At 69.6% G+C, this 21313-nt stretch carries 20 protein-coding genes; 1 reads left to right on the top strand and 19 read right to left on the bottom strand.

What is annotated here, in order from left to right:
* Positions 1 to 141: 141 nt before the first annotated feature.
* A complete protein-coding gene (locus tag AB0D01_RS03585; RefSeq protein WP_363053435.1) occupies positions 142 to 1914 on the top strand; it encodes a glycoside hydrolase family 18 chitinase in 1773 nt (590 codons plus the stop codon).
* 132 nt (positions 1915 to 2046) lie between these two features.
* Here AB0D01_RS03585 and AB0D01_RS03580 read toward each other — a convergent pair whose 3' ends face one another.
* The 19 genes from AB0D01_RS03580 to rho all read right to left on the bottom strand — a co-directional run bounded on the left by AB0D01_RS03580 (position 2047) and on the right by rho (position 20930).
* The gene (locus AB0D01_RS03580) at positions 2047 to 2493 is read right to left on the bottom strand and encodes a DUF2550 domain-containing protein (protein WP_363053313.1); all 447 of its coding nucleotides are present in this window, start codon (positions 2491 to 2493) and stop codon (positions 2047 to 2049) included.
* A 153-nt stretch (positions 2494 to 2646) separates the two neighbouring features.
* Positions 2647 to 3021: a F0F1 ATP synthase subunit epsilon gene (locus AB0D01_RS03575; protein ID WP_363053312.1), complete on the bottom strand. Its 375-nt coding sequence runs from the start codon at positions 3019 to 3021 to the stop codon at positions 2647 to 2649.
* A gap of 140 nt (positions 3022 to 3161) precedes the next feature.
* Positions 3162 to 4604: a F0F1 ATP synthase subunit beta gene (gene atpD / locus AB0D01_RS03570; protein ID WP_361598909.1), complete on the bottom strand. Its 1443-nt coding sequence runs from the start codon at positions 4602 to 4604 to the stop codon at positions 3162 to 3164.
* Positions 4604 to 5521, bottom strand: coding sequence for a F0F1 ATP synthase subunit gamma (locus tag AB0D01_RS03565; protein ID WP_363053311.1), 918 nt, complete (start codon positions 5519 to 5521; stop codon positions 4604 to 4606). The genes atpD and AB0D01_RS03565 overlap by 1 nt, the downstream gene beginning before the upstream one ends.
* Positions 5522 to 5541: 20 nt before the next feature.
* Positions 5542 to 7137 carry a F0F1 ATP synthase subunit alpha gene (atpA, locus tag AB0D01_RS03560; protein WP_363053310.1) on the bottom strand — a complete coding sequence of 532 codons (1596 nt, stop codon included), beginning with the start codon at positions 7135 to 7137 and terminating at the stop codon, positions 5542 to 5544.
* A 132-nt stretch (positions 7138 to 7269) separates the two neighbouring features.
* Entirely contained in the window at positions 7270 to 8085 is an 816-nt protein-coding gene (locus AB0D01_RS03555) for a F0F1 ATP synthase subunit delta (protein ID WP_363053309.1), read from the bottom strand.
* Positions 8082 to 8612, bottom strand: coding sequence for a F0F1 ATP synthase subunit B (locus AB0D01_RS03550; RefSeq protein ID WP_363053308.1), 531 nt, complete (start codon positions 8610 to 8612; stop codon positions 8082 to 8084). The genes AB0D01_RS03555 and AB0D01_RS03550 overlap by 4 nt, the downstream gene beginning before the upstream one ends.
* Before the next feature lie 52 nt (positions 8613 to 8664).
* Positions 8665 to 8898, bottom strand: a complete 234-nt coding sequence (atpE, locus tag AB0D01_RS03545) for an ATP synthase F0 subunit C (RefSeq protein WP_007266589.1) — start codon at positions 8896 to 8898, stop codon at positions 8665 to 8667.
* Between the two features lie 79 nt (positions 8899 to 8977).
* Complete coding sequence (atpB, locus tag AB0D01_RS03540) at positions 8978 to 9814, bottom strand: F0F1 ATP synthase subunit A (protein ID WP_363053434.1); 837 nt, start codon at positions 9812 to 9814, stop codon at positions 8978 to 8980.
* Positions 9815 to 10024: 210 nt separating this feature from the next.
* The gene (locus tag AB0D01_RS03535) at positions 10025 to 10462 is read right to left on the bottom strand and encodes a hypothetical protein (protein ID WP_363053307.1); all 438 of its coding nucleotides are present in this window, start codon (positions 10460 to 10462) and stop codon (positions 10025 to 10027) included.
* A 286-nt stretch (positions 10463 to 10748) separates the two neighbouring features.
* A complete protein-coding gene (locus tag AB0D01_RS03530) occupies positions 10749 to 12083 on the bottom strand; it encodes an MraY family glycosyltransferase (protein WP_363053433.1) in 1335 nt (444 codons plus the stop codon).
* A gap of 104 nt (positions 12084 to 12187) precedes the next feature.
* Positions 12188 to 13417, bottom strand: a complete 1230-nt coding sequence (gene glyA / locus AB0D01_RS03525; RefSeq protein WP_363053306.1) for a serine hydroxymethyltransferase — start codon at positions 13415 to 13417, stop codon at positions 12188 to 12190.
* Between the two features lie 167 nt (positions 13418 to 13584).
* Positions 13585 to 14241: a protein-tyrosine-phosphatase gene (locus tag AB0D01_RS03520; RefSeq protein WP_363053305.1), complete on the bottom strand. Its 657-nt coding sequence runs from the start codon at positions 14239 to 14241 to the stop codon at positions 13585 to 13587.
* Positions 14238 to 14885, bottom strand: coding sequence for an L-threonylcarbamoyladenylate synthase (locus AB0D01_RS03515; protein WP_363053304.1), 648 nt, complete (start codon positions 14883 to 14885; stop codon positions 14238 to 14240). Before AB0D01_RS03515 ends, AB0D01_RS03520 begins: the two co-directional genes overlap by 4 nt.
* A gap of 46 nt (positions 14886 to 14931) precedes the next feature.
* Positions 14932 to 15777 (bottom strand): peptide chain release factor N(5)-glutamine methyltransferase, encoded by an 846-nt coding sequence (prmC, locus tag AB0D01_RS03510; RefSeq protein ID WP_249767811.1) that lies wholly within the window; start codon positions 15775 to 15777, stop codon positions 14932 to 14934.
* 44 nt (positions 15778 to 15821) lie between these two features.
* A complete protein-coding gene (prfA, locus tag AB0D01_RS03505; protein WP_363053303.1) occupies positions 15822 to 16901 on the bottom strand; it encodes a peptide chain release factor 1 in 1080 nt (359 codons plus the stop codon).
* A gap of 119 nt (positions 16902 to 17020) precedes the next feature.
* Positions 17021 to 17239 carry a 50S ribosomal protein L31 gene (gene rpmE, locus AB0D01_RS03500; RefSeq protein ID WP_007266580.1) on the bottom strand — a complete coding sequence of 73 codons (219 nt, stop codon included), beginning with the start codon at positions 17237 to 17239 and terminating at the stop codon, positions 17021 to 17023.
* 202 nt (positions 17240 to 17441) lie between these two features.
* A complete protein-coding gene (locus AB0D01_RS03495) occupies positions 17442 to 18539 on the bottom strand; it encodes an LCP family protein (RefSeq protein ID WP_363053302.1) in 1098 nt (365 codons plus the stop codon).
* A gap of 321 nt (positions 18540 to 18860) precedes the next feature.
* Positions 18861 to 20930 (bottom strand): transcription termination factor Rho, encoded by a 2070-nt coding sequence (gene rho, locus AB0D01_RS03490; RefSeq protein WP_363053301.1) that lies wholly within the window; start codon positions 20928 to 20930, stop codon positions 18861 to 18863.
* Between the last annotated feature and the right edge of the window lie 383 nt (positions 20931 to 21313).

The following is a 21313-nucleotide window of genomic DNA, read 5'->3' as shown; positions in this document are numbered from 1 at the left end:
CCACCCCCATGTAGCGGTCGGCCCCACCGGCGGCTACGGACCTACGGAGGAGCACCCTTGAGCACAGCACCCCCACGACGTGTCCGACTCTTCAGAAGGCTGGCCGCCACGGTGGCCGCCCTCGCCCTGCCGGCCGCCGCGATGGTCGGTCTCGCCGCCCCCGCTCAGGCGGCCGGCGCCGCGAGCGCGACCTTCACCAAGGTCTCCGACTGGGGATCCGGCTTCGAGGGCAAGTGGACGGTGAAGAACACCGGCACCACCACCATCACCTCGTGGACCGTGGAGTGGGACTACCCGGCCGACACCCGGGTGACCTCGGCCTGGGACGCCACCGTCACCAACTCCGGCACCCATTGGACGGCCAAGAACCTCGGCTGGAACGGCACCCTCTCCCCCGGCCAGAGCGCGAGCTTCGGCTTCAACGGCTCCGGATCCGGCGCACCGAGCGGCTGCAAGATCAACGGCGGCTCCTGCGACGGCGGCGGCACCCCCACCGACAACCCGCCCTCGGCCCCCGGCACCCCCACGGCCAGCGGGCTCGGCGAGAACGCGGTGACCCTGTCCTGGGCGGCCGCCACCGACGACAAGGGCGTCAAGAACTACGACGTCTACCGCGACGGCAACAAGATCACCACCGTCACCGGCACCACCTACGGCGACACCGGCCTGACCAAGGGCACCACCTACAGCTACGCGGTCACCGCCCGGGACACCGCCGACCAGACCGGCCCCTCCTCCGGCGCCCTCTCCGTCACCACCCCCGGCGGCGGCACGGACCCCGGCCCCGACCCGGGCGCCGGCACCAAGGTCAAGCTGGGCTACTTCACGAACTGGGGCGTCTACGGACGCAACTACCACGTGAAGAACCTGGTCACCTCCGGCTCCGCCGCGAAGATCACCCACATCAACTACGCGTTCGGCAACGTCCAGGGCGGCAAGTGCACCATCGGTGACGCCTACGCCGACTACGACAAGGCCTACGGCGCCGACCAGAGCGTCGACGGCAAGGCCGACACCTGGGACCAGCCGCTGCGCGGCAACTTCAACCAGCTGCGCAAGCTCAAGGCCCAGTACCCCCACATCAAGGTGCTGTGGTCCTTCGGCGGCTGGACCTGGTCCGGCGGCTTCGGCCAGGCCGTCCAGAACCCGACCGCCTTCGCCCAGTCCTGCTACGACCTCGTCGAGGACCCGCGCTGGGCCGACGTCTTCGACGGCATCGACCTGGACTGGGAGTACCCCAACGCCTGCGGCCTGAGCTGCGACACCTCCGGCGCCGCCTCCTTCAAGAACATGATGCAGGCCATGCGCGCCAAGTTCGGCGCCTCCAACCTGGTGACCGCCGCGATCTCCGCCGACGGCTCCAACGGCGGCAAGCTGGACCTCGCCGACTACGCCGGCGCCGCCCCGTACACCGACTTCTACAACGTCATGACGTACGACTTCTTCGGCGCCTGGGACGCCAAGGGCCCCACCGCCCCGCACTCCCCGCTGACCTCGTACAGCGGCATCCCGATCGCCGGCTTCAACTCCGAGGCCGCCATCACCAAGCTCAAGGGCAAGGGCATCCCCGGCTCCAAGCTCAACCTCGGCATCGGCTTCTACGGCCGCGGCTGGACGGGCGTCACCCAGGCCGGCCCCGGCGGAACCGCCACCGGTCCCGCCCAGGGCACCTACGAGCAGGGCATCGAGGACTACAAGGTCCTCAAGGCGAGCTGCCCCTCCACCGGAACCGTCGCCGGCACCGCCTACGCCAAGTGCGGCAGCAACTGGTGGAGCTACGACACCCCCGCCACCATCACCGGAAAGATGAACTGGACCAAGACCCAGGGCCTGCGGGGAGCCTTCTTCTGGGAGTTCAGCGGCGACACCACCAACGGTGAGCTCGCCAACGCGATCCACACCGGGCTGCAGTAACCCCGCGCACCGCCCCGGTGACGAGACGAAGCCGGGGAGACGGGTCCGCCCCCGTCTCCCCGGCTTCATCATGTCCGTCCGCCGGCCGTACGCCACCCGTGCGCGACCCGCTCCGGGGCCGACCGGGCCGACTCAGGCGACGTTCACCCGCTGCCCCGGAGGCGCCGCCTCCAGCCAGGCCAGGAACCCGGTCAGCGCGTCCTCGCTCATCGCCAGCTCAAGGCGCGTCCCCTGGTGGGAACAGCAGAGCACGACGGCGTCGGACAGCAGGGCCAGCTCCTCCTCGCCCTCGGGCGCGCGGCGGGCGATCACCTCGATGGAGGAACGCTCCAGCAGCCGGCGCGGGCGCGGGGAGTACGAGAACACGCGGAACCACTCGATGCGGTCACCGCTGTAGCGGGCCACCCCGTAGACCCAGCCCTTGCCCGAGACGTCCGGTTCCTCGGACACGCCCCAGCGCAGGCTGCAGTCGAAGGTACCGCCGGAACGCTGGATCAGTCTGCGGCGCAACCCGAACACGAACAGCCCGATCACCACCAGGGCTACGACCAGGCCGCTCACAAGCAGAGCGAGGAGCATCTTCACCGACCTCCTCGCTCATCGAAAACCACAAACGACCGTCCCCGTCGCCGGACGAGTCCGGTCGCGGACCTACATCGCCACAGCCGCGACCCGGTCTGGAAAATTCCAGAACGGACCGCGGCTGAGGTGTCAAACTCTTCGGTACGGGACTCAGTGCCCCGCGACCGCGCGCAGCCGGACATCGGCGCGACGCTCGGAGGCCGAGTCGGCCTCCGCCTTCGCGCGCTCCAGTGCCCGCTCCGCACGCTGGACATCGATCTCGTCAGCGAGCTCGGCGATCTCGGCCAGCAGGGACAGCTTGTTGTCCGCGAACGAGATGAAACCGCCGTGCACCGCGGCGACGACAGTGTTGCCCTCGCTCGTGCGGATGGTCACCGGGCCCGATTCCAGCACACCGAGAAGCGGCTGGTGACCGGGCATGACGCCGATGTCGCCGGACGTGGTGCGGGCGACAACAAGGGTGGCCTCGCCGGACCAGACATTGCGGTCCGCCGCGACCAGCTCGACGTGCAGCTCAGCAGCCAAGGTGGCTCCTCGGGTCACCACCCGGCGGGTCGGCCGGGTGTTGGGTCAAATTCTAATGGGCGTGAGGAGAGGGACGGGACGCACCCGCCCCTCTCCGTGAAACGTGCGAACCGGATGCGCTCCTCGCGGAGCGCGCCGGATCAGGAGACGCCCAGCTCCTTGGCGTTGGCCTTCAGGTCCTCGATGCCACCGCACATGAAGAACGCCTGCTCGGGGAAGTGGTCGTAGTCACCGTCGCAGATGGCGTTGAACGCGGTGATCGACTCGTCGAGCGGAACGTCCGAACCGTCCACGCCGGTGAACTGCTTGGCGACGTGGGTGTTCTGCGACAGGAAGCGCTCGACACGACGGGCACGGTGGACAACGAGCTTGTCCTCCTCGCCCAGCTCGTCGATACCGAGGATCGCGATGATGTCCTGGAGGTCCTTGTACTTCTGGAGGATCCCCTTGACACGCATGGCGGCCGCGTAGTGGTCCGCCGCGATGTACCGCGGGTCGAGGATGCGGGACGTCGAGTCCAGCGGGTCCACGGCCGGGTAGATGCCCTTCTCGGAGATCGGACGGGAGAGAACCGTCGTCGCGTCGAGGTGGGCGAAGGTGGTCGCCGGCGCCGGGTCGGTGAGGTCGTCGGCGGGGACGTAGATCGCCTGCATGGAGGTGATCGAGTGACCACGGGTCGAGGTGATGCGCTCCTGGAGGAGACCCATCTCGTCGGCCAGGTTCGGCTGGTAACCCACCGCGGAGGGCATGCGGCCGAGCAGGGTCGACACCTCGGAACCGGCCTGGGTGTACCGGAAGATGTTGTCGATGAAGAACAGCACGTCCTGCTTCTGCACATCGCGGAAGTACTCCGCCATGGTCAGACCGGCCAGGGCGACGCGCAGACGGGTGCCCGGGGGCTCGTCCATCTGGCCGAAGACGAGCGCCGTCTTGTCGATGACGCCCGAGTCGCCCATTTCCTCGATGAGGTCGTTGCCCTCACGGGTGCGCTCACCGACGCCCGCGAAGACCGACACACCGTCGTGGTTGTTGGCGACGCGGTAGATCATTTCCTGGATCAGAACGGTCTTGCCGACACCGGCACCACCGAACAGACCGATCTTTCCACCCTTGACGTACGGGGTGAGAAGGTCGATGACCTTGACGCCGGTCTCGAACATCTCCGTCTTGGACTCGAGCTCGTCGAAGCTCGGGGCCTTGCGGTGGATGGGCCAGCGCTCGGTGACCTCGGCGTTCGCCTCGGGGTAGTTGAGCACCTCACCCAGGGTGTTGAACACCTTGCCCTTGGTGAAGTCGCCGACCGGGACGGTGATGCCCTCGCCCGTGTCGGTCACCGGGGCCTGGCGGACCAGACCGTCGGTGGGCTGCATCGAGATCGTGCGGACCATGCCGTCACCCAGGTGCTGGGCGACCTCAAGGGTCAGCGTCTTGAGCGCGCCGTCCTCGGCCGGGTCGGCGACCTGGACCTTCAGCGCGTTGTAGATGTCGGGCATCGCGTCGACGGGGAACTCCACGTCGACGACCGGGCCGATGACCCGGGCGACGCGGCCCGTGGCGGCGGCCGTCTCAACAGAGGTCGTCATTACTTGTCACTCCCCGCGGTCGCGTCGGCCATGGCGCTGGCGCCACCGACGATCTCGCTGATTTCCTGGGTGATTTCGGCCTGGCGGGCCGCGTTGGCAAGCCGGGAGAGGCTCTTGATGAGGTCTCCGGCGTTGTCGGTCGCCGACTTCATCGCGCGGCGGCGGGCGGCGTGCTCGGAAGCGGCCGACTGCAGCAGTGCGTTGTAGATCCGGCTCTCGACGTAGCGCGGCAGAAGGGCGTCGAGGACGTCCTCCGCCGACGGCTCGAACTCGAACAGCGGAAGGATCTCGCCCTTCGCACCGTCCTCCTCCGCAGCCTTGTCGAGGCTGAGCGGCAGCATCCGGCCGTCGACCGCGTTCTGCGTCATCATCGACACGAATTCTGTGTAGACGATGTGCAGCTCGTCGACGCCACCGTCGGCCGTGGCCTTCTGGATGGCCTCGATCAGCGGCGCCGCGACGCGCTTGGCGTCGGCGTAGGCCGGGCTGTCGGTGAAGCCGGTCCACGAGTCCGTGACCTTGCGCTCACGGAAACCGTAGTAGGCGACACCCTTGCGGCCGACGATGTAGCTGTCGACCTCCTTGCCCTCAGCGCGCAGCCGCTCGGTGAGCCGGTCCGCCTGCTTGATGGCGTTCGAGGAGTAGCCGCCGGCCAGACCGCGGTCGCTCGTGATGAGCACGATCGCGGCACGGGTCGGCGCCTCGACCTCGGTGGTCAGGGCGTGCTTGGTGTTCGAACCGGTCGCCACCGCGGTCACCGCGCGGGTGAGCTCGGTCGCGTACGGCATCGACGCCGCCACCTTGCGCTGCGCCTTGACGATGCGCGAGGCGGCGATCATCTCCATCGCCTTGGTGATCTTCTTGGTCGCCGTGATGGCACGGATGCGACGCTTGTAGACCCGGAGCTGCGCTCCCATGAGTCAGGTCCCTTCCGTCGTCACTTGGAGACGTTGACGGCCGGCACGTCCTCGCCCAGGAGCTTGCCGTCCGAGGTCTCGAACTGGCGCTTGAAGGCCGCGATGGCGTCGGCGATCGAGCCGAGGGTGTCGTCCGACATCTTGCCGCCGTCGGCGATGGAGGTGAGGAGGTCCTTGCGCTCGCGGCGCAGGTGCTCCAGCAGCTCCGACTCGAAGCGACGGATGTCCTCGACCGGGACGTCGTCCATCTTGCCGGTGGTGCCGGCCCAGACGGAGACGACCTGCTCCTCGACGGGCATCGGCTGGTACTGGCCCTGCTTCAGCAGCTCGACCATGCGCTTGCCGCGCTCCAGCGAGGCCTTCGACGCGGCGTCCAGGTCGGAACCGAAGGCGGCGAACGCCTCCAGCTCGCGGTACTGGGCCAGGTCGACGCGGAGACGACCCGAAACCTGCTTCATGGCCTTGTGCTGCGCGGAACCACCGACGCGGGAGACCGAGATACCGACGTTCAGCGCCGGGCGCTGGCCCGCGTTGAACAGGTCGGACTCCAGGAAGCACTGGCCGTCGGTGATGGAGATGACGTTGGTCGGGATGAACGCCGACACGTCGTTGGCCTTGGTCTCGACGATCGGCAGACCGGTCATCGAACCGGCGCCCATCTCGTCGGAGAGCTTCGCGCAACGCTCCAGCAGACGGGAGTGCAGGTAGAAGACGTCGCCCGGGTAGGCCTCACGGCCCGGCGGGCGGCGCAGCAGCAGCGACACGGCGCGGTAGGCGTCGGCCTGCTTCGACAGGTCGTCGAAGATGATCAGGACGTGCTTGCCGGCGTACATCCAGTGCTGGCCGATGGCGGAACCGGTGTACGGCGCCAGGTACTTGAAGCCGGCCGGGTCGGACGCCGGGGCGGCGACGATCGTCGTGTACTCGAGCGCGCCGGCCTCTTCCAGGGCGCCGCGAACGGACGCGATGGTCGAGCCCTTCTGGCCGATGGCGACGTAGATGCAGCGGACCTGCTTGTTCACGTCGCCCGAGCGCCAGTTGTCGCGCTGGTTGATGATCGTGTCGACGGCCAGGGCGGTCTTGCCGGTCTGACGGTCACCGATGATCAGCTGACGCTGGCCACGGCCGATCGGCACCATCGCGTCGACGGCCTTGTAGCCGGTCTGCATGGGCTCGTGCACGGACTTACGGACCATGACGCCCGGGGCCTGCAGTTCGAGGGCGCGACGGCCTTCGGTCGCGATCTCGCCGAGGCCGTCGATCGGGTTGCCGAGCGGGTCGACGACGCGGCCGAGGTAGCCCTCGCCGACACCTACGGAGAGAACCTCACCGGTGCGCTGCACCGGCTGGCCCTCCTCGATACCGCTGAACTCGCCGAGGACGATCGCACCGATCTCGCGCTCCTCGAGGTTGAGGGCGAGACCGAGGGTGCCGTCCTCGAACTTCAGCAGCTCGTTCGCCATGGCGGAGGGCAGGCCCTCCACCTTCGCGATGCCGTCGCCGGCAACGCTGACCGTTCCGACCTCCTCGCGCGAGGCCGCGTCCGGCTGGTACGACTGGACAAAGTTCTCCAGTGCGTCCCGGATCTCCTCCGGCCGGATCGTGAGCTCCGCCATCTGGGTTCCCTGCTCTCCTTGTTGGGCCTGAAGCTTCTTAGGGGTCTGGGGGCGACCCCCAGGAATCTTCTGCAAGTTCTGCACGGCCCAACCGGGCCGCTAGGAATGCTTTTGTTCTTTTGGTGGCTGAGGTCAGCCGGCCATGCGGCGGGACGCCTCGGACAGGCGCTCCGCGATGGTGCCGTCGATGACCTCGTCGCCGACCCGCACCGAGATCCCGCCGAGGACCGAGGGGTCCACGTCGAGGTTCAGGTGCATCGGGCGGCCGTACAGCTTGGCCAGCACCGCGCCGAGACGCTGCTTCTGCGCGTCGCTGAGCGGAACCGCGGTGGTCACGGTGGCGACCATGCGGTCACGGCGCTCGGCGGCGAGCTTGGAAAGGGACTCGAGTCCCGCTTCCAGGCTACGTCCACGCGGGTGCGTGACGAGACGGATGACCAGGCGCTCGGTGACGGCGTTCGCCTTGCCGCCGAGCAGCGTGCCGAGCAGCGTGCTCTTGGCGGCGGCGGTGGCCGCACGGTCGGTCAGCGCGCTGCGCAGACCGGCGTTCGAGGCGACGATCCGGCCGAACCGGAAGACCTCGTCCTCGACGTTGTCGAGCGCACCGCTCCGCTGGGCCGACGTGAGGTCGGCGGTCGCGGCCAGCTCCTCCAGCGCGTCCACCAGGTCGCGGGACTGCGACCAGCGGGAGCGCACCATGCCGGACACCAGGTCGAGGGTCTCCCCGCCCACCTGGCCGGACAGCAGCCGACCGACCAGCTCGGCCTTGGCCTCGCCGGACTGCGCCGGGTCCGTGATGACCCGACGCAGCGAGACCTCACGGTCGAGCAGCGCGGTGACGGCTGCCAGCTCACCGGCGAGCTTCGTCGCGTCGACGGACGTGTTGTCCGTCAGCGCGTCGAGACGCTCGCGCGCGGAGGCCAGCGCCTCGCGGCTCGCTCCGTTCATCGGGCGGCCTCGGCCTTCTCCTCAAGCTCGCTGAGGAAGCGGTCGATCGTGCGGCTCTGTCGGGCGGCGTCCTCGAGGGACTCGCCGACGAGCTTTCCGGCCAGGTCGGTGGCGAGCTTGCCCACGTCCTGACGCAGCGCCTGAGAGGCGGCCTTGCGGTCTGCCGCGATCTGGGCGTGACCGGCAGCGATGATCTCCTCACGCTGCCGCTGGCCCTCTGCGCGCAGTTCTTCCTTGAGCGCAGTGCCCTGCTCCAGCGCGTCCTGGCGCAGGCGCGCGGCCTCGTGCCGGGCCTCGGCGAGCTGGGCCTTGTACTGCTCCAGCACGCTCTGGGCTTCGATCTGAAGCGCTTCGGCCTTCTCCATACCGCCCTCGATGGCCTCGCGGCGCTCGTCCAGAACCTTGTTGATGTTCGGGAGGAGCTTCTTCGCGAGGAAGCCGAAGACGATGACGAAGGCGATCAGACCGATGACGAGCTCGGGGATCGGCGGGATGAGAGGGTTCTCCATCTCAGCCGCGAGAACCATGAGGTTCACATCAGTGCCTTTCGTCTAGTGGGCTGTTCGTCGAAACCGAGGATCAGGAGCTCGGGTAGACGAACGGCATGACCAGACCGATGAGGGCGAGCGCCTCACAGAAGGCGAAGCCGAGGATCTGGTTGGCGCGGATCAGGCCGGCAGCCTCGGGCTGACGGGCGAGGGCCTGGGTGCCGTTACCGAAGATGATGCCGACGCCGACGCCGGGGCCGATGGCCGCGAGACCGTAACCAACGGAGCTGAGGGAGCCGGTGACGGCGGCAAGGGTCTGGGACATGCCAGTTCTTCCTTCTCTTTCACGGACCGGTGGGGGTTGGCCACCGGACGAATGGGGGCTGAGCGGGGGTGGGCCTGACTCAGTGGTGCTCGGCCAGCGCGCCCTGGATGAAGCTGCAGGCCAGGAGGACGAAGACGTACGCCTGGACGGCCTGGATGAAGAGCTCGAAGGCGGTCATCACGATCACCATCACGAACGACACACCGGCGTAGGCGATGCCGATGCCGTTCAGCAGGTACCAGCTGGCGATCGTGAAGAGCAGCAGCAGGGTGTGACCGGCGAACATGTTCGCGAAGAGTCGGACCGCGTGGGTGAACGGGCGGACCAGGACGTTCGAGAAGAACTCGATGATCATGATCAGCGGGAGCACGCCACCGAGGCTCTTGTCATAGCCGGTGAGGTTCTTCAGGCCGCCGACGAAACCGTGGCGCTTGAAGGTGACCGACATCCAGATGACGTAGACGATCAGTGCGAGGACGGCCGGGTACGCGATGATCGAGGTCACCGGGAACTGGGCCACCGGAACGATCGACCAGACGTTCAGGATCCAGACGAAGAAGAACAGCGAGACCATGAAGGGGACGTACTTCTCGCCCTCCTTCTTGCCGAGGGTCTCGTAGACGATGCCGCGGCGCACGAAGTCGTAGCCCGCCTCGCCGATCATCTGGAGCTTGCCGGGAACGATCTTCGCCTTGCCGAAGGCGGCCCAGAAGAAGGCCACGATGATGACGGAGCCCAGGAGGGCCAGCAGCATCGGCTTGTTGAAGTAGGCATTGCTGCCGGCTTCGCCCCACAGCGGCTCGAAGAGGAACGAGTGCAGGCCCGGGCCGGGGAAGCCACATCCGTCGAAGATGTGACAGTCGGTCTCGAAGGCGAGGACCTGCGTCGGGTCAGCACTCACCGCGGGCTCCTTCAGCGTGGCGCATAGGTACGGCAACCTCGTTGTGTCGGCGCGGCGCGAAGCCGCGGTTCGGCACTGGACTGGTGTAACGGATGTGGGGGCGGCAGTCAGGCATCGTGCCTCGCGATGGAACAGGCGTCAGCTCAGATGCCCGCGCCCGCAGTGCCGCAGTTGGAACCGGACGATAGCAGCATCTCGAACGCGCACTTATCCCGGCCCTACCCCTCACGACTTCGATCCCGGGTTTTCGGGCTTTTCGCCCTTGGTCGAGTCGGGCTCGACGTAGAGGATCTTGGCCTTCATGTGAGCGCGCGTCTGTGCGCCGATCCACACAAGAGTGGTGGCGACCAACGTGATGGCGAACGCCCGGGGGTTGAACAGTGTCGTGTTCTTGAACACGGCGAGAAAGACGAAGAGCAGCAGGATCTGGGCCGCGTAGAGCATGAGCCCCATGGCCTGAAACAGATGCGGCAGTGATTTCGCCGTGCGCTGCAGAACGACGAATCCGATGCCCATGAAGAGGATCACGACCACGGTGGCCACGACGGCTCCGACGGCTCCCTTGCCGCCGACGACCAACGCGCTGATCACGGCGGCGATGGCGCCGGCGGCAGCTGTGGGTACAGCGGTTTGCAGGAGGGATCGGACGTCATCTGACCGCATGGCGGTTTGCTCCGCGTGGTGGTGGGGGCACGGACTCGTACGGGAACTCGTACGGGGACGAGCGTAAGCCCGGTCCGAGCGAGAGCCTCGGGCCAATGGACCGTCGCACTACGGTCCTTCGGCTCTGTCACCGGGTTTAGTGAACGGTATCACAAACTATTTGATGAGAGCTTTACCTGTCGGGTGTGCTGACTGTCACACATGAGAGGTACCCCGCGCGTGTGTGCAGGACAAGACGCTTTCTTGTCTGCTAAAGGGCATCCATGTCGGACATGCGACCCCGGCGTCAGCGTGCCGATCCGGCCTTCCGCCGGTCGGGGAGGCGCGAACGGGGGCCTACCGCGGTCGCCCCGTTGACGCCCGCCACTCCCGCCGCGACCGGCCTCGCCGGCTCCGGCTCCGCCGCCTCGTCCTGACGTACGGCCGCCTCCGCGGCGCGCTCGGAGTGCCGGTAGCGGGGCGGGACCAGACCCTCGGCCCACCGCGGGGCGCGCGGCGTGAACCGCGGCAGGAGGAGCAGGACCAGACCCAGCGCGCTCAGCGCCGCGATGCCGAGCACGATCCACATCGAGGCGGAATGCACCGAATAGGCCACCGCGCCGAATGCGATCAGCCCTGACCAGAAATACATGATCAGCACGGCCCGGCTGTGCGAATGCCCGAGTTCCAGCAGTCGGTGGTGCAGATGACCGCGGTCCGCCGCGAAGGGCGACTGACCGTTCCAGGTGCGCCGCACGATGGCCAGGATCAGGTCGGCGACCGGGATCGCGATGATCGTGAACGGCAGCAGCAGCGGAATGAAGACCGGCAGCATCGCGTGCGTGGCATTGCGCTCACCACCCGCGAACAGCGCCATCGTGTCGGGGTCCACCTGGCCCGTGATGGAGATGGCCGAGGCCGCCAGCACGAGGCCGATCAGCATCGAGCCGGAATCCCCCATGAAGATCCGGGCGGGGTGCATGTTGTGCGGCAGGAATCCCAGGCACATGCCCATCAGGATGGCCGCGAAGAGGGTCGCGGGCGCCGCCGCCTCGATGCCGTAGCCGAACCAGATGCGGTAGGCGTAGAGGAAGAACGCCGCCGAGGCGATGCACACCATGCCGGCCGCGAGACCGTCGAGGCCGTCGACGAAGTTCACGGCGTTGATCGTGATCACCACGAGCGCCACCGTCAGCAGGTTGCCCTGCCACTGGGTGAGGGAGATCGTGCCGATGCCGGGCACCGGGATCCACAGGATGGTCAGGCCCTGGATGACCATCACGCCGGCGGCGATCATCTGCGCGCCCAGCTTGATCAGGGCGTCGATCTCGAACTTGTCGTCCAGGACCCCGACGAGCCAGATCAGCGCCGCGCCCGACAGCAGGGCGCGCGGTTCGTTCGACAGCTCGAAGACGCCGTTGAGGTTGCGCAGGTGGTCGGCGATCAACAGACCGGCGCACAGGCCGCCGAACATGGCGATCCCGCCGAGCCGCGGTGTCGGCTCGCGGTGCACGTCGCGGGCGCGGATCTCCGGCATGGCCCCGGCCGCGATCGCGAACTTCCGCACGGGCCCGGTCAGCAGGTAGGTCACCGCGACCGTGACGCAAAGCGTCAGCAGATATTCACGCACGGGCTGCCCCAGATGTATCGCCGGCCATCTCAGCCCCACACATTAGCCGCGATGTCACCTCGTCCGAGGACGCGCGGAGGGGCCGTTCCGGTTCCGGCTGCCCCTCGCCTCCCCCCTCAACCCCCGTACGGGGGAAATCCCCGCGTCAGCTCCGCGACCTCCGTACGGGTCCCCGCGCCCGCCCCGCGCAGCGCGACCGCGAACAGTTCCGCGACGCGCTCCATCTCCGCCTCCCCCATCCCCTGGGTGGTCACGGCCGCGGTGCCCAGGCGGATCCCGCGCTGGTCCCCGTACGGCAGCGCGCAGGTGTCGAGGACGATCCCGGCGGCGGCGAGCCGGCCGCGCGCGGTGGGCCCGTCGACGCCCAGCGGGGCCGGGTCGACGCTGATGAGGTGGGTGTCGGTGCCGCCGGTGGTCACCCCGAAGCCGCGCTCGGCCAGGGCCCGGGCCAGCGCGCGGGCGTTGGCCACGACCCGGTGCGCGTAGCGGGTGAAGCCGGGCCCGGCCGCCTCGCCGAAGGCCACCGCCTTGGCGGCGATGGTGTGCATCTGGGCCCCGCCCTGGGTGAAGGGGAACACCGCCCGGTCGACGCGCTCGGCGTACTCGGCGCCGCACAGGACCATCCCGCCGCGCGGGCCCCGCAGCACCTTGTGGGTGGTCGCGCAGACCAGGTCGGCGTACGGGACGGGGCTCGGCGCGGCCCCGCCGGCGACCAGCCCGATGGGGTGGGCGGCGTCCACGACGAGGGCGGCCCCGACCTCGTCGGCGATCGCGCGGAACGCCGAGTACTCCGGGTGGCGCGGGTAGCAGATCGAGCCGCAGACGATGGCCTTGGGCCGATGGGTTCGCGCCAGGCGCCGCACCTGCTCGTAGTCGATGAGCCCGGTGCCGGGATCGACCCCGTAGCCCACGAAGTGGAACCAGCGGCCGGAGAAGTTGGCGGGCGAGCCGTGGGTGAGGTGGCCGCCGTAGGGCAGTCCCATGGCGAGCACGGTGTCCCCGGGGCGCAGCAGGGCGGCGTAGGCGGCCAGGACGGCGGAGGAACCGGAATGCGGCTGGACGTTCGCGTGCTCGACCCCGAAGAGGGCCTTGGCCCGCTCCACGGCGATGCCTTCGGCCAGATCGGCGTACTCGCATCCGCCGTGGTGGCGGGCGCCCGGGTAGCCCTCGGCGTACTTGTTGGCCAGGGCGGAGCCGAGGGCGGCGAGCACGGCGGGCGAGGCGAAGTTCTCGGCGGCGCTCATCTGGAGCGTCTCGCTCTGGCGCCGCGCCTCTCCGGCGAGCACGTCGGCCATCTGCGGATCCTGCCGCCGCAGCAGGTCCGTGGGCTGGGTGATGACGCTCATGGCGCGACTCCAGGGTGCTGCCCATCAGGTACCAGCCACTGTAGGCCCCCGCCCACCGGCCCGCCCGGTACGGCCGTGCGGGCCCGCCGCGCTGCGCCGCGCGGAGGTCCTGGGGGGGTGCCGGCGCGGTGGGCGCCCGCCCCGGCGGCGGGCGGACCCGCGGCGGTTCAGCGGGAGGCGGTGACGCCGGTCAGCGCGGTGACGACCGGGTCCAGCGCCTGGTTGATCTCGTCGCCGATGGAGCGGAAGAAGGTGATCGGCGCCCCGTACGGGTCGTACACCTCGTCGGCGTCGGCGCTCGGCGCCAGCAGCCACCCGCGCAGCGCCGCGGCGGCCCGTACGAGGGCCCGCGCCCGTTCGGCCATGCCCTCGTCCAGCGGCGGCAGCGTCGCCGGGTCTATCGCCCGCACGAGCCGCGTGAACTCCTTCAGCGTGAAGGTGCGCAGTCCCGCGGAGTGTCCCATCGAGATGACCTGCGCCCGGTGGTCCCGCGTGGCGGTCAGCACGAGGTCGGCGCGTATGACGTGCTCGTCGAGCAGTTCCCGTCCGGTGAACCCGGAGGCGTCGGCCCCGAAGTCGGCGAGGACGGCGGCGGCGTTCGCCTCCATCGGCGCCCCCTCGTGGCCCCACGTGCCGGCGCTCTCCACGATGAGGTCCCCGGCCGGGAGGCCTCCCAGCCGGTGGGCCAGGGCGTGGCGCGTCAGCCGCTCGGTGATGGGCGAGCGGCACACGTTGCCGGTGCTGACGTGGAGTATGCGGAAGGACTCTCCCCCGGCGGCGGCCGGAAGGCCCCCGTCGGCTATGCCACGCCCCTGAGGGCTCACGGGGCCACCTCGAGGTCGGGTACGACCTCCCGCAGCTGCTCTGCGGTCAGCGCGCCCGCGCGCAGCAGGACGGGAACCTTCCCGGTGACGTCGACGATCGACGACGGCAGGGTGCTGGGGGTCGGGCCGCCGTCCAGGTAGACGGAGACGGAGTCGCCCAGCATGGCGCGCGCGGCGTCGCAGTCCTCGGGCGCGGGGTGGCCGGAGAGGTTGGCGGAGGAGACGGCCATCGGGCCGACCTCGGTCAGCAGCTCGATCGCGACGGGGTGCAGGGGCATGCGGACGGCGACGGTCCCGCGCGTCTCGCCCAGGTCCCACGCGAGCGACGGCTGGTGCTTGGCGACCAGGGTCAGCCCGCCCGGCCAGAAGGCGTCGACGAGCTCCCAGGCCTGCTCGGAGAAGTCGGTGACGAGTCCGTGGAGGGTGTTCGGGGAACCGATCAGCACGGGAGTGGGCATGCTGCGGCCCCGGCCCTTGGCGGCGAGCAGGTCACCGACGGCCTCGGCGCTGAAGGCGTCCGCCCCGATCCCGTAGAGGGTGTCGGTGGGCAGCACGACGAGCTCGCCGCGGCGCACTGCGGATGCCGCTTCGCGCAGACCCGTCTTGCGGTCCGTCGCGTCGTTGCAGTCGTATCGCCGGGCCATCAGCGGGACTCCTCGTGCAGCAGGGGGGTGGCGGTCAGGGGGTCTGTCACGGCAGGGCCTTGCGGGCCGTCGCGAAGCGCGGGCGGTTGTTGAGGTCGGGGTGGTCCGCGGCGTCGGCCCAGCCCCGCTCGTCCGCGAAGATCCACGGCACCTGGCCGCCCTGGGTGTCCGCGTGCTCGATCACGACGATGCCGCCGGGCCGCAGCAGGCGGTGGGCGGTGCGCTCGATGCCGCGGATGGTGTCGAGCCCGTCCTCGCCGGAGAACAGCGCCATCTCGGGGTCGTGGTCACGGGCCTCCGGGGCGACGTACTCCCACTCGGTGAGCGGGATGTACGGCGGGTTGGAGATGACCAGGTCGACCTGTCCGTCGAGCTCGGGCAGCGCGCTGAGCGCGTCGCCCTGGTGGACGGTGACCCGTGAGCCCTCGGCGTTCTTGCGGGTCCACCGCAGCGCGTCCTCGGACAGCTCCACGGCGTGCACGCGCGAGCGCGGCACCTCCTGGGCCATGGCGAGCGCGATGGCGCCGGAGCCGGTGCACAGGTCCACGATCAGCGGCTCGACCACGTCCATGGCCCGGACGGCCTGTATGGCCCAGTCCACGACCGACTCGGTCTCGGGCCGGGGCACGAACACCCCGGGACCGACCTGGAGCTCCAGGTAGCGGAAGAAGGCGCGGCCGGTGATGTGCTGGAGCGGCTCGCGCGCCTCGCGGCGGGCGACGGCCTCCCAGTAGCGGGCGTCGAAGTCCGCGTCCTTGACGTGGTGCAGTTCCCCCCGTTTGACGCCGTGCACGAAGGCCGCGAGCTCCTCCGCGTCGAAACGCGGAGAGGGCACGCCGGCGGCGGCCAGCCGCTGGGTGGCCTGGGCCACCTCGGCAAGCAGCAAGTTCACGCTGGTCCTCCGGGCTGCTGTCGTACGGGGGGGGTGGAGCAGGGTCAGTGCGCGGCCGCGAGCTTCGCCGCGGAGTCCGTGTCGACGCAGGCCTGGATGACCGAGTCGAGGTCGCCGTCGAGCACCTGGTCCAAGTTGTACGCCTTGAATCCGGTGCGGTGGTCCGAGATCCGGTTTTCCGGGAAGTTGTACGTACGGATCTTCTCGGACCGGTCGACGCTGCGCACCTGGCTGCGGCGCACGTCGGAGGCCTCCTGCTCGGCGGCCTCCTGGGCGGCGGCCAGCAGGCGGGAGCGCAGGATGCGCATGGCCTGCTCCTTGTTCTGGAGCTGGCTCTTCTCGTTCTGGCAGGAGGCGACCACGCCGGTGGGCAGGTGCGTGATGCGCACGGCGGAGTCGGTCGTGTTGACGGACTGGCCGCCGGGGCCCGAGGAGCGGTACACGTCGATGCGGAGGTCGTTCGCGTTGATCTCGACCTCGACCTCCTCGGCCTCCGGGGTGACGAGCACGCCGGCGGCGGAGGTGTGGATGCGGCCCTGGGACTCGGTGGCCGGCACGCGCTGGACGCGGTGCACGCCGCCCTCGTACTTCATGCGGGCCCAGACGCCCTGGCCGGGCTCGGTGGCACCGTTGCCGCCCTTGGTGCGGACGGAGACCTGGACGTCCTTGTAGCCGCCGAGCTCGGACTCGGTGGAGTCGATGATCTCGGTCTTCCAGCCCACGCGCTCGGCGTAGCGCAGGTACATGCGCAGCAGGTCACCGGCGAACAGGGCGGACTCGTCACCGCCGGCGCCCGCCTTGATCTCCAGGAGCACGTCCTTGTCGTCACTGGGGTCGCGCGGGACGAGCAGCAGGCGGAGCTTCTCGGTGAGCTCTTCGCGCTGGGTGCCCAGCTCCTTGACCTCGGCGGCGAAGTCGGGGTCGTCGGCGGCCAGCTCCTTGGCCGTCTCGATGTCCTCGGCCGTCTGCTTCCACGCGCGGAAGGTGGCGATGATCGGGGTCAGCTCCGCGTAGCGCTTGTTCAGCTTGCGGGCGTTGGCCTGATCGGAGTGGACCGACGGGTCGGCGAGCTTCTTCTCGAGATCGGCGTGTTCGCCGACCAGTTCCTCGACCGCCTCGAACATCGGGTGCTCCTGTGGTGAAAGTCAAAAATGGGCTGGGCTGGGCGACACGACGACAAAGGCGCCGGTCCGGCCGCCCCCGCGTGGTCAGGGGGCGGCCGGTGACCGGCGCCTGGGTCGCGCTACTTCTTGGCCGCACCCTTGCCGAAGCGGGCCTCGAAGCGGGCCACGCGGCCACCGGTGTCGAGGATCTTCTGCTTGCCCGTGTAGAACGGGTGGCACTCGGAGCAGACCTCGGCACGGATGGTGCCCTCGGTCAGGGTGCTACGGGTGGTGAACGACGCGCCACAGGTGCAGCTGACCTGGGTCTCGACGTACTCGGGGTGAACATCGCGCTTCAAGGTGTCTCCTAGATTCGGGAGGGCGCCGGGTCGCAGGAGCCGAATTGCGCACTGCGTGAACCGGGGCCGACAGACCAGTCTGCCAGGACCGGGCCGCCTGTCAAAATTTTGGGAACGCTCACCTCAACGGGGACGGCGCGGCATCTATTCCGGCCGGCGCCGGGGCGTCCCGGGCGGGCCGGAGAAGGCGCCCCGGGGCAGGTCACTGGACGATCGAGCCGGCCGTGCTCTTGTCACCGGAGGAGTGCTGGGTGGCCTCGGCGGGGATGGGGCGGTCGGCCAGCAGGGCGTCCCAGACCAGCTTGGAGTCCTTGGCCAGGGGCACCACGCGGTCCTTGTCGAGCGGGTCCCGTCCCACCGGCAGGGTGATCATGTGCATGTTCTCGGCGCTGATGCCCTGGAGTCCCTGGGCGAAGCCCGCGAGGGACTTCACGCCGCCGAGCGCCTTGTCGGTGGTGATCGCGCTGGTGGCGGAGTCCGCGAGGCCGTAGAGCTTCTTGGGGCTCTCGAAGACGCCGATGCCCTTGACCTGCTTGATCAGCGCCTTGATGAAGGCCTGCTGGAGCTGTATTCGGCCCAGGTCCCCGCCGTCGCCGACGCTCTTGCGGGTGCGCACGAGGCCCAGGGACTGCTCGCCGTTGAGCTTGTGGGAACCGGCCGGCAGGTCCAGGTGGCTGCCGTCGTCCTTGATCGGCTTGGTGGTCGTGAGCTGGACCCCGCCGAGGTTGTCGATGATCTTCTTGAAGCCGGTGAAGTCGACCTCGATGTAGTGGTCCATGCGGATCCCCGACATCGTCTCGACCGTCTTCACCGCGCAGGCCGCACCGCCGATCGTGAAGGCCTCGTTGAACTGCGCGCGCCTGCTGCCGGGGTTGGTCTTGCCCTTGCCGGTGTCGCAGGCGGGTCTGGGGAGCATGGTGTCGCGCGGTATGGAGACCACGCTGGCCTGCTTGTGGCCCTCGTAGAGGTGGATGATCATCGCGGTGTCGGAGCGGGCCGAGCCGCCGTCGTCGGCGCCGTACGCGCGGTTGGCCCCGTCGCGGGAGTCGGAGCCGAGGACCAGGATGTCCATCGAGCCGTTGTCGATGTTGGCGGGGCGGTCCTTGCCGAGGGCCCCGTCGATGTCGACGCTCTTCAGGTTGCCGTTGAGCTTGAAGTAGACCCACCCGAGACCGAGGCCTCCGAGCAGGACCACGCCCGCCGCGATCCAGGCGGCGAGGGTGAGGCCCCGGCGGCGCGGCGGTTTCCGTCGGCGCCGGGTGGCGGCACGCCGGCCGCGGCCCCTGCTTTCCTCGCTCATGCTCTCCTCAGTCCTGCCGTTCGGTGACCCGCTGCTCTTTCACTCAGACGGACGAGCGGGTTCCAGGGTTCCACGGCGCGCGGAGCGGGCGGAAACTCGCCGGGCCGGCCCCCCGTCGCGGACGACCGGCGCGTGATCGCCCGCTCACCTGCGGTTTCGACGGGGTCGCGCGGGGGCTCACGACGGCCGCGCGCCGCTCGTCGATGTGTCGAACGTCGCAGGTGCGCGCGACGCAGAACGGGCGACGCGGAACGCGCGACCGCCCCCGCCGCGGAGTGCGGCGGGGGCGGTCGCGTGGTGACGGTCGCGTGCGACGTCCGGTCAGTCGTCGTTCTTGCCGGCCGGGGTCGTCTTGGCGATCTGCATCAGGAACTCGGCGTTCGACTTCGTCTGCTTCATCTTGTCGAGCAGCAGCTCGATCGCCTGCTGCGAGTCGAGCGCGTGCAGCACCCGGCGCAGCTTCCAGACGATGGCGAGCTCCTCGCTGTTGAGGAGGATCTCCTCCTTGCGGGTGCCCGACGGGTCGACGTCGACGGCCGGGAAGATGCGCTTGTCGGCGAGCTTGCGGTCGAGCTTGAGCTCCATGTTGCCGGTGCCCTTGAACTCCTCGAAGATCACCTCGTCCATGCGCGAGCCGGTGTCGACGAGCGCGGTGGCCAGGATGGTCAGCGAGCCGCCGTCCTCGATGTTGCGCGCGGCACCGAAGAAGCGCTTCGGCGGGTACAGCGCGGTCGAGTCGACACCACCGGACAGGATGCGGCCGGAGGCGGGCGCCGCGAGGTTGTACGCGCGGCCCAGACGGGTGATGGAGTCGAGCAGGACGACCACGTCGTGACCCAGCTCGACGAGACGCTTGGCGCGCTCGATGGCCAGCTCGGCGACCGTGGTGTGGTCCTCGGCCGGACGGTCGAAGGTCGAGGAGATGACCTCGCCCTTGACCGACCGCTGCATGTCGGTGACCTCTTCCGGACGCTCGTCGACCAGGACGACCATCAGGTGGCACTCGGGGTTGTTGGTGGTGATCGCGTTGGCGATCGCCTGCATGATCATGGTCTTGCCGGTCTTCGGCGGGGCCACGATCAGACCGCGCTGGCCCTTGCCGATCGGCGACACGAGGTCGATGATGCGGGTGGTCAGCACGCCCGGGTCGGTCTCCAGACGGAGCCGGTCCTGCGGGTAGAGCGGGGTCAGCTTCTGGAACTCCGGCCGGCCGCGGCCGGATTCGGGCGCCATGCCGTTGACGGAGTCCAGGCGCACGAGCGCGTTGAACTTCTCGCGGCGCTCGCCGTCCTTGGGCTGACGGACCGCACCGGTGGTGTGGTCGCCCTTGCGCAGACCGGCCTTGCGGACCTGGGCGAGGGAGACGTACACGTCGTTCGGGCCGGGCAGGTAGCCCGAGGTCCGGATGAACGCGTAGTTGTCGAGGATGTCGAGGATGCCCGCGACGGGGATCAGCACGTCGTCGTCGGCGACCTGCGGCTCGTTCGGCGCGAACTCGTCGCGGCCACGACGACCGCGGCGGTCGCGGTAACGGCCGCGACGGCCGCGACGGCCGTCCTCACCGTCGAAGTCGTCCTGGGGACCGTTGTCCTGACGACCCTGCCGGCCCTGGCCGCCCTGGCCGCCCTGCTGCTGACGGTCGGCGCGGTCCTGACGGTCGGCGCGGTCCTGACGACCACCGCCCTGACCGCCCTGGCCGCCCTGAGCCGCCTGGCCGCCCTGCTCGTCGGCCTTGGCACCGCGCTCGCGACGACCCTGACGGTCACCGCGCTCGGCGCGGTCGCCCCGCTCGCCGCGGTCACGGCGGTCGCGACGGGTACGGCCCTCGCCGCCCTCCTGCGCCTGGCCCTGGCCCTGCGCGGACACCGCCGTGGCGGCCTCCGCCTTGGCCTCGGTCTGCGCGGCGGGGGCGGTCTCGGTCTTCTGCTCGACCTGCACGACGGCGGGGGCCGAGGACTCCGGGCTGCCCGAGGGAGCGGTCGCGCGACGGCGGCGACGCTCGCCCACCGGGGCGTCCTCGCTGGCCGGCTGGCCCGGGATCTCGATCTGCGCCTGGACGGCGGGCTTCTCGGCGGGCGCGGCGGCCTCACCCGTACGGGCCTTGCTGGTGGCGCGGCGCTTCGGCTTGGCCTCGGCGGCGTCCGCGGCGGGGGCCGCGGCCTTGGGGGCGCTGCCGCCCTGCGCCTCCTTGATGACCTCGATCAGCTGGCTCTTGCGCATGCGCGCGGTGCCCCTGATACCGAGGCCCGACGCGACCTGCTGCAGCTCGGCCAGGACCATGCCCTCAAGGCCGGTGCCGGAGCGGCGTCGCTTGGGTGCGGCGCCCGCGGCGGGAGCGCTGGTGTCGACGTTGGTGTCGGCAGCGCCCATCAGATCGGTGGTGTCGCTCACGAAGGGTCCTTCCCTGGAGCGGACGTCGGCCTGTCTGGCTCGGCGACCGGTTGTGCTGTCCGACAACGGTCCTAGGTGTGTGGACCGTGCCGGGGCGGTGGTCCGCCGGGAGATGTACGGCGGAAAGAAACGTGCGTGGTTCCGGCGAGAAGCCCCCGAGCTGGAAGCGTGGGAATGTCACGCCGATTCCGGAGCGTGCTCGAAACTGCTGGCAGCGATCAAAGCAGTCGGGGAGGCTCCCGGAAGAAAGGTGGTCCCGGATGGGGACACTGAGCACCGAGCCATGGCGGCTTCGGATGCGCACTTGAGATTAACACTACCGGATCCAACAGACATTCCCCCTCTCAATCACCGGCAATCGCCCCTTCCACGGGCCGGCGGCC

The organism is Streptomyces sp. NPDC048606 (assembly GCF_040650855.1).
Classification (GTDB): Bacteria; Actinomycetota; Actinomycetes; order Streptomycetales; family Streptomycetaceae; genus Streptomyces.
This window is presented reverse-complemented; position numbering and strand designations above follow the sequence as displayed.

Excerpts from the sequence above, each read along its gene's own strand:
- AB0D01_RS03565 (WP_363053311.1), bottom strand. The coding sequence starts at position 5,521 with ATGGGAGCGCAGCTCCGGGTCTACAAGCGTCGCATCCGTGCCATCACG.
- AB0D01_RS03495 (WP_363053302.1), bottom strand. The coding sequence starts at position 18,539 with ATGAGCGAGGAAAGCAGGGGCCGCGGCCGGCGTGCCGCCACCCGGCGC.
- atpE (WP_007266589.1), bottom strand. The coding sequence starts at position 8,898 with ATGTCCCAGACCCTTGCCGCCGTCACCGGCTCCCTCAGCTCCGTTGGT.
- atpD (WP_361598909.1), bottom strand. The coding sequence starts at position 4,604 with ATGACGACCTCTGTTGAGACGGCCGCCGCCACGGGCCGCGTCGCCCGG.
- AB0D01_RS03555 (WP_363053309.1), bottom strand. The coding sequence starts at position 8,085 with ATGAACGGAGCGAGCCGCGAGGCGCTGGCCTCCGCGCGCGAGCGTCTC.
- AB0D01_RS03535 (WP_363053307.1), bottom strand. The coding sequence starts at position 10,462 with ATGCGGTCAGATGACGTCCGATCCCTCCTGCAAACCGCTGTACCCACA.
- glyA (WP_363053306.1), bottom strand. The coding sequence starts at position 13,417 with ATGAGCGTCATCACCCAGCCCACGGACCTGCTGCGGCGGCAGGATCCG.
- AB0D01_RS03585 (WP_363053435.1), top strand. The coding sequence starts at position 142 with ATGGTCGGTCTCGCCGCCCCCGCTCAGGCGGCCGGCGCCGCGAGCGCG.
- prfA (WP_363053303.1), bottom strand. The coding sequence starts at position 16,901 with ATGTTCGAGGCGGTCGAGGAACTGGTCGGCGAACACGCCGATCTCGAG.
- AB0D01_RS03580 (WP_363053313.1), bottom strand. The coding sequence starts at position 2,493 with ATGCTCCTCGCTCTGCTTGTGAGCGGCCTGGTCGTAGCCCTGGTGGTG.
- AB0D01_RS03515 (WP_363053304.1), bottom strand. The coding sequence starts at position 14,885 with ATGGCCCGGCGATACGACTGCAACGACGCGACGGACCGCAAGACGGGT.
- atpA (WP_363053310.1), bottom strand. The coding sequence starts at position 7,137 with ATGGCGGAGCTCACGATCCGGCCGGAGGAGATCCGGGACGCACTGGAG.
- AB0D01_RS03550 (WP_363053308.1), bottom strand. The coding sequence starts at position 8,612 with ATGGTTCTCGCGGCTGAGATGGAGAACCCTCTCATCCCGCCGATCCCC.